Source organism: Sphingopyxis sp., assembly GCF_016463645.1.
Taxonomy (GTDB): Bacteria; Pseudomonadota; Alphaproteobacteria; order Sphingomonadales; family Sphingomonadaceae; genus Sphingopyxis.
Genome location: NZ_JAEMQX010000174.1, coordinates 1 through 6029, shown reverse-complemented (window position 1 = coordinate 6029; position 6029 = coordinate 1). Strand labels below are relative to the sequence as shown.

The window sequence follows — 6029 nt, the reverse complement described above, 5'->3', positions numbered from 1 at the left end:
GCCGACATGCAGATCGACGATTATCACGCCAATTTCACCGACAAGTTCAAGGACTATAAGTCGACGAACACGCTGCCCGGCGAGTGATCGTCACGCCGCGAGGCAGCGGCATCGCAGGATGAACTCGTGTCGCCAGCCGCCGTCGCGCGCGAAGGTGAAACGTGTGCGGATCGTCCGGGCGCCGACGACCGACCAGGCGCCTGCCGGGCCCCGCATCGCCGCGGTAACGGCTTCGATGCGCGCCGCCGCTTTTTCATCGATCGCGCTGCCGACGCCGACGAGCGTCAGCGTCAGGCGGATTTCGCGCCCTGCCCGGTCCTTGGTTCCCCAGTCGACCCCCTCGGCGGCACCGACCGCGACATAGGGAGCCGTGACGCGCGACGGTGTGCCGTCGAATATCCCGTGGACCATCCCGGCCAGCACCTCGTCATGGGCCAGCAATTCCAGCGCCCGCGCACGTAGCGCACTCTCGGCCCCTGTCACCGCCCGCCCCCGATCGTGAGGCGCCGCCACGGCTGCCATAGCGCGGCGATCGCCGCCGGTGGCGCGGCTCCGGTCTCGTCGCGCGCATCGTGCAGATGCTGGATCATGCGGACGATGCCCTGGCGGATCGCCTCGGGAATGCCGTTCGCATCGTCGGCGATTCCGGCGCGACAGGCGATACGTGCGCGTTCCGCCCCTCCCGGATCGACGATCGCGATATGCGTTGTGCCGTCGCGCGCGATGGCCGGCCGATAGCGTTCGACAGGCAAAATCTCCTCGCCGCCCGGCTTCAACAGCGTCACGCCCGTCACCGCGACCACCGGACGCACGCGAAGCGTCGCCGCACCATCCGACAGCGGAACACTCTCTTCCGCCGTCCGCCTGATCAGCCACTGGCCGATAAATGCCTCGCAGATATTGGTCGCGGCACGGATCAGTTGCGCGACGACCGCATCATCGGTTGTCGCTCCCATCCTCAGCCAGCTCCGCGCCTCGTTCAGATTGACCGGGGTCTCGCCCGGCACCGCGCTCACCACCATCATCGCTCCTCCACCCGCACGGCAACCGACCGCTCGTCGATCTGCCCGTCGCTCAGCGTGACGCGGTTGGTCACGCGATAGACATGGCCCGCGACGCCGCCCGCGAGCGTCACAGTCGTCTGCATCAGGTCATGCGCCGACCCGGCGATCGACACGCCGCCCTCCTCATCGGGCTGCGCCGCCCACAGGCTCGCGACGACCGCCTGCCCGTCCCGGCAGGCGACCGCCCAGTCGATCTCGAAATCGATGCGTGTGCCCGGATCCTTCACCATCATCGTCATCGCCGCTCCTTTGCTTCAGGGATTGCGCACAATCATGCGGCGTCGGGTCTCGCGCGGAACCGGCAGCGGCACCTGTGCGGCCGCCGGTTCCGGCCCCGCCCATTCGCTGGCGATGTCGCGCCGCGCCGCATCGCCGATCGCCCGCGCCGCGAGCGCGGATCCGTCGATCATACGGCTTCCAGCGCGGCCAGCCGCGCCTCCTGCCCGGCGATCAGGAACATCGACAGCTGGTCGGGACGGATACCGAACCGGTCGCCCGCCGCGCGTACGACGGCGCCTTCGCTATCGCGTTCCTCGGGCCATGCGTCATGGCACAGAAAGGCATAGCGGCAATCGGTCGTCTCCGGCTCGATCAGGCCTTCCTCGGTCATGATCGCCCACACCGCCTGGGCGCGCACGCCAAAGTGCCGCCGCGCGCCATCGGCGCCCTTCGCCGCGATGGCATCGTTCCATTGAAAGAAACCGAGCTCGCCCGCGATCCGCCGTGCCGCGCCGATCTCGCCGGGCGAGAGACCTCCATGCCAGGTCTTCTCGCGGACATCCGACGTGTTGATGGCGCCGGTCGCCGAAAAGATAACCGACCAGCGTCGGCTCGCATCGCCTACGGAAAAGACATTGTCGCTTCCCGGCCGCAACGCGCCGTCGGTCCCGACCGCCAGAAAGGGAGGGAGCCCGTTGAGCCGTATGTTGAAACTGTTGTCGCCCGGCGTCCCCGAACCGCCGATCGTCCAGGCGGCGACGCCGTCCCGCCACAGGATGATGCGGGGAAACTCGGCGGCGTTGAGCTTCACCGACCCCGCGACATGCAATTTCTCGTCGGGCGCCGCGACCCCTATGCCGACCCCGGCCGAGGTCAGGCGAAGCCGCTCCGCACCGCCCGCCGCAAAACCGATACTGTCGCTCGTCGCCCGAAACAGTCCCGTGTCGCGGTCGGCGGCGAAGCTGATCGCGGGGGCTGCGGCACTCCCGCCTTGCGCCACCAGTGGCCCGCCCAGGGTGTGGACACCCACCGCATCGCGATAGGCCAATGTCGACAGCGGTATGTTGACCCAGCCCGCGCCGCGGCGAACCGTCAGCGTGTCGCCTTCGGCACCGGCCGACACATCGTCAAGCGTCGTCGACAGCGGCTGCCTCATGGCGACATCCGCGGTCAAAGCCGACATATCCTCGTCCAGCGCGGCAAACCAGCCCGCTGCCACGGTCAGCGCGATCGTCTTCAGCCCCGCCGCGAAATCGACCCGGTCGCCGCCGTTCGACGACGCCGCGACTGCGTCGCGCACCAGCCGCCCCTGCGCGTCGATCCGCCCCAGGCCGACCTCCCATTGCCCGCTATGGACGATGCCCGCGATGGCATAGTGAAATTGCGTGTCGGGCGGGACCGTGCCCGAGAAACGGCGATGCCCGGGCACTGCGCCGGTCGGCATCAGGGGTCCGGTCCCGCCCTCTTGGGCGAGCTCGCGCACCAGATCGGCGAAAAATGGCGTCGGCATGGCAGGGCCATCCTTTCCAGCTGTTCGATATCGGAAAAAATTGGCGCCCGGCCCCTGTCACCGAAAGGGAAGGCGTGGGGACCGGGCGCCGCATCGCGCGCCAGCGTGTTTAGCTGGCGGCGAATTTCATCAGCTTGATGGCCTGCGAATCGATGATCGCGCCGCCGACCCTTTTGGTTGCATAGAAATGCACGAAGGGCTTGTTGCTGAAGGGATCGCGCAGGATGCGCGTTTCGCCGCGGTCGGCCACGAGGTAGCCGGCGCGGAAGTTGCCGAACGCGATCGACAGGCTGTTCGCGCCGACGTCGGGCATATCCTCGGCCTCGACCACCGGATAGCCGAGCAGCGTCGCCGCCTGCCCTTCGACCATCCCCGGCTGCCAGATAAAGGCACCGTCGGTCGTCTTGAACTTGCGGATGCGGGCAAGGGTGTCGCTGTTCATCACCCAGCAGGCGCCCTGCCGGTACGGCGCCTTCAGCGCATGCACCAGCTCGACCAGCTTGTCCTGCGGGTTCGATGCCGGAAAGGCGCCCGCCGTTCCTGTCGCGAGATGCTGCAGCGTCCCGAATGCGCGCACGCTGTCGAGTTCGTTCGTCGTCGTATAGGTCAGGAACCCCTTCGGCCGGTTCGTCCCGTTGCCGTTCACGAACGCGCTGCCCTCGGCGACCGCGAACTCACGGCCGAGTTGCTCGGCCAGCCAGTCCTCGACATTGAACATCGCATCGTCGAGCATCGCCTGGCTCGCCGCCGGATTGGCGTAGAGTTCGCCCGAGGGCGGCGCGATCTCGGCGAAGCTGCGCGTCGCGGTCTCGGGCCGCGCCGCGGTCTCGCCGACCCAGCCCGCACCCATCGATCCCGTCGCGACCAGCTTGCGATATCCGCTCGTCCCCGTCTGCACCACGGTCGCGATCGAGCGGATCGGCGACAGCGCCTTCAGCGTCGCCGCGATACTGCCGTCGATCTCGCGCGGCACCGCAAAGCCGCCCTCGCCGCCCGACGCGCCCGACAGGCTCTTCATCTCCACGCCCGCATCGATCCCGCGCCGCAGATAGCGCTCGACGAAGGCATCGCGCGCCGGATCGGCCGCCTTCGCCCCGTCGAGCGGCAAGCGCGATGCCGCCACGGCCTGCGCATCGACCCGTGCCTTCAGCGCCGCGACCGAGGCCTTCAGCTCGTCGACCGCCTCGGCCGCCAGCACCGCATCGAACGCCCCCTCGAGCGCGTCCGCCTTCACTTCCATATCGTCCATGCCTGTCACTCCTTCACCACCTGAATCACCCGCGCCAGCGGCTGCATCGGCATCGCCACCAGACTCACCTCCGCCAGATCGAGCGCCGTCAGTTCGCGCGGACCAACCCCGCGCGAAGCCCGCACCCGATATCCGAAGCTCAGCCCCGTCAGCGCGCCCGTCGCGACCAGCCGCGCCGCCGCCGGATGCGTCACCCGCGCCACCACCCGCAGTCCCCGCGCATCCTCCGCCAGCGTCTCGATCGAACCGACCACCGCCCCAGCGCGATGCTGCCACAGCAGCGGCACCGCGCGCCGCTCGCGCAAACTCGCCGCAAAGGCTCCGCTACGCACCACATCGCCCCCGCGATCGACCCGGTCGAACACCGACGCATAGCCCGCAAAACGCACCGTCACCGGAGCAGCCCCGGCAGCCCCAACTTCACCGCCAGCCCGACCACGACGAGCGCGAGCACACAGCGCACCGCCCAGTCGACGACCGCCGCCCACACGCTCTTCTTGGCGTCGCGCCACGCGCCGAGCAGCTGCCGCAAATCGCTCACATCGTCGCGCGCCGCCTCGTCGGCGAGCCCCAGCCGCGCGAGCGCCCGCCGCGCCCCCAGCTCGCTCGCTTCCTCGACCACCGCGCGCAGCAACGCCGCGTCGGGCGCACTCGTCCCCGCCAGCGCGATCAGCCGCGCCAGCGCCTCTTCCTCGTCCATGTCGCATCCTCGCGTTAAGCGACGCCCAGCAGCGCCCTCTTCTCGTCAGCGCTCAGCCAGTCCGCCGCCGATACCTCGCGCCACAACGCCATCCGGTCGTCGGCCAGCGCCGGCACCCTGTCCAGATCGACGCGCAGCTCCGCCCCGTCGAACCAACCCGTCAGTCCCTGCGCCACCGCGCCCAAAATCTTCGCGCACAGCGGCAACACCGTCAGCCGCCACAGCGCGCGATTGGCCTCGCGATAATTGGCATAGGTCGCATCCCCCGGCAGTCCGAGCAGCATCGGCGGCACCCCGAACGCCATCGCAATCTCGCGCGCGCTCGAATCCTTGAGCGCCAGAAAATCCATCTCTGCGGGCGACAGCGACAGCGCCTGCCACTTCAGCCCGCCCTCCAGCAGCAACGGCCGCCCCGCATTCGCCCCGCCCGCGAAACTCTCCGCCAGTTCCTCGCGCAGCCGGTCCACCTGTTCCGCCGACAAGGGCATCCCCTTCTCGCCCGGATCGTGGATCAGCGCTCCCGAAGGCCGCGCCGCATTCTCGAGCAGCGCCGCGTTCCACTTCGCCGCCGCATTATGCGCCGCAATCGCGCCGGACGCGGCGCCGAGGCACCCCGCACCATAATGATCGTCGAGCGGATGCAGCGCCTTCACGTGCACCACCGCGACGCGTCCCGCGCCATCCTCGGCGGGCAGCACCGCCGCCGACCCGCCGGCCTTGTAGCGGTACGCCACCGGCCACCCGCGCGCATCGGCCTCGACCGTCACCCGTTCGGGCCGCAGCGCGAACAGCTCGGCCGGCGCCCCCGCCCCGTCGGTCAGAATCTGCACATAGCCATTGCCGTGCAGCAGCAATTGCGACGCCAGCGTCTCGACGAGCCCCTGCCCGCCCGACGTCGCCGACAGCAGCGCGCCAAGCGCCGGATCACTTGCCACGATCGGCGCGCTCCCGGCAGCCTCGGCGACCAGCCGCACCGCCCGCTGCACGATCGCGTTGGCAAGATACCCCTCGCGCACCTGCGCCTCCCAAGAGAGCGGCGCGGGCGCGCTCCAGCTCCCGTACACACGCGACAAAGCGGGCCGCACAGGAAGCTGCGCGGCCTTGCGGCCAAACCAGTTCATGATGATCTCCTGTTATCGCCGACCCGGGGTCCGCCTGTCCTGCTCTTTCACCTAAACCACCCGCACCCCCGGCGCCTTCGCCTTCCGTATCCCTTCCAGCAAGGCCGCCAGCGCCCAGACGCACGCATCCGCCCGATCGGGCGACCGCCCCGGCCCCGCATAACCC

General features: G+C 69.5%; 9 protein-coding genes. All 9 read right to left on the bottom strand.

Annotation, left to right across the window (positions count from 1 at the left end):
* Positions 1–90: 90 nt before the first annotated feature.
* Positions 91–483 (bottom strand): DUF3168 domain-containing protein, encoded by a 393-nt coding sequence (locus tag JHC57_RS20495; protein ID WP_294032442.1) that lies wholly within the window; start codon positions 481–483, stop codon positions 91–93.
* A complete protein-coding gene (locus JHC57_RS20490) occupies positions 480–1025 on the bottom strand; it encodes a hypothetical protein (RefSeq protein ID WP_294032441.1) in 546 nt (181 codons plus the stop codon). The genes JHC57_RS20495 and JHC57_RS20490 overlap by 4 nt, the downstream gene beginning before the upstream one ends.
* Complete coding sequence (locus JHC57_RS20485; protein ID WP_294032440.1) at positions 1022–1303, bottom strand: hypothetical protein; 282 nt, start codon at positions 1301–1303, stop codon at positions 1022–1024. The genes JHC57_RS20490 and JHC57_RS20485 overlap by 4 nt, the downstream gene beginning before the upstream one ends.
* Before the next feature lie 15 nt (positions 1304–1318).
* Positions 1319–1474, bottom strand: a complete 156-nt coding sequence (locus JHC57_RS20480) for a hypothetical protein (protein WP_294032439.1) — start codon at positions 1472–1474, stop codon at positions 1319–1321.
* The gene (locus tag JHC57_RS20475; RefSeq protein ID WP_294032438.1) at positions 1471–2793 is read right to left on the bottom strand and encodes a tail fiber domain-containing protein; all 1323 of its coding nucleotides are present in this window, start codon (positions 2791–2793) and stop codon (positions 1471–1473) included. The genes JHC57_RS20480 and JHC57_RS20475 overlap by 4 nt, the downstream gene beginning before the upstream one ends.
* A gap of 109 nt (positions 2794–2902) precedes the next feature.
* Entirely contained in the window at positions 2903–4042 is a 1140-nt protein-coding gene (locus JHC57_RS20470; RefSeq protein ID WP_294032437.1) for a phage major capsid protein, read from the bottom strand.
* A 5-nt stretch (positions 4043–4047) separates the two neighbouring features.
* Positions 4048–4437 carry an HK97 family phage prohead protease gene (locus tag JHC57_RS20465; RefSeq protein ID WP_294032436.1) on the bottom strand — a complete coding sequence of 130 codons (390 nt, stop codon included), beginning with the start codon at positions 4435–4437 and terminating at the stop codon, positions 4048–4050.
* The gene (locus JHC57_RS20460; RefSeq protein WP_294032435.1) at positions 4434–4742 is read right to left on the bottom strand and encodes a DUF6127 family protein; all 309 of its coding nucleotides are present in this window, start codon (positions 4740–4742) and stop codon (positions 4434–4436) included. The genes JHC57_RS20465 and JHC57_RS20460 overlap by 4 nt, the downstream gene beginning before the upstream one ends.
* Positions 4743–4756: 14 nt before the next feature.
* The gene (locus JHC57_RS20455; protein WP_294032434.1) at positions 4757–5863 is read right to left on the bottom strand and encodes a phage portal protein; all 1107 of its coding nucleotides are present in this window, start codon (positions 5861–5863) and stop codon (positions 4757–4759) included.
* Positions 5864–6029 lie beyond the last annotated feature (166 nt).

What these genes read in the sequence shown, in the direction of transcription:
- JHC57_RS20490 (WP_294032441.1), bottom strand. Translation starts at nt 1,025, where the DNA reads ATGATGGTGGTGAGCGCGGTGCCGGGCGAGACCCCGGTCAATCTGAAC.
- JHC57_RS20485 (WP_294032440.1), bottom strand. Translation starts at nt 1,303, where the DNA reads ATGACGATGATGGTGAAGGATCCGGGCACACGCATCGATTTCGAGATC.
- JHC57_RS20480 (WP_294032439.1), bottom strand. Translation starts at nt 1,474, where the DNA reads ATGATCGACGGATCCGCGCTCGCGGCGCGGGCGATCGGCGATGCGGCG.
- JHC57_RS20475 (WP_294032438.1), bottom strand. Translation starts at nt 2,793, where the DNA reads ATGCCGACGCCATTTTTCGCCGATCTGGTGCGCGAGCTCGCCCAAGAG.
- JHC57_RS20470 (WP_294032437.1), bottom strand. Translation starts at nt 4,042, where the DNA reads ATGGACGATATGGAAGTGAAGGCGGACGCGCTCGAGGGGGCGTTCGAT.
- JHC57_RS20460 (WP_294032435.1), bottom strand. Translation starts at nt 4,742, where the DNA reads ATGGACGAGGAAGAGGCGCTGGCGCGGCTGATCGCGCTGGCGGGGACG.
- JHC57_RS20455 (WP_294032434.1), bottom strand. Translation starts at nt 5,863, where the DNA reads ATGAACTGGTTTGGCCGCAAGGCCGCGCAGCTTCCTGTGCGGCCCGCT.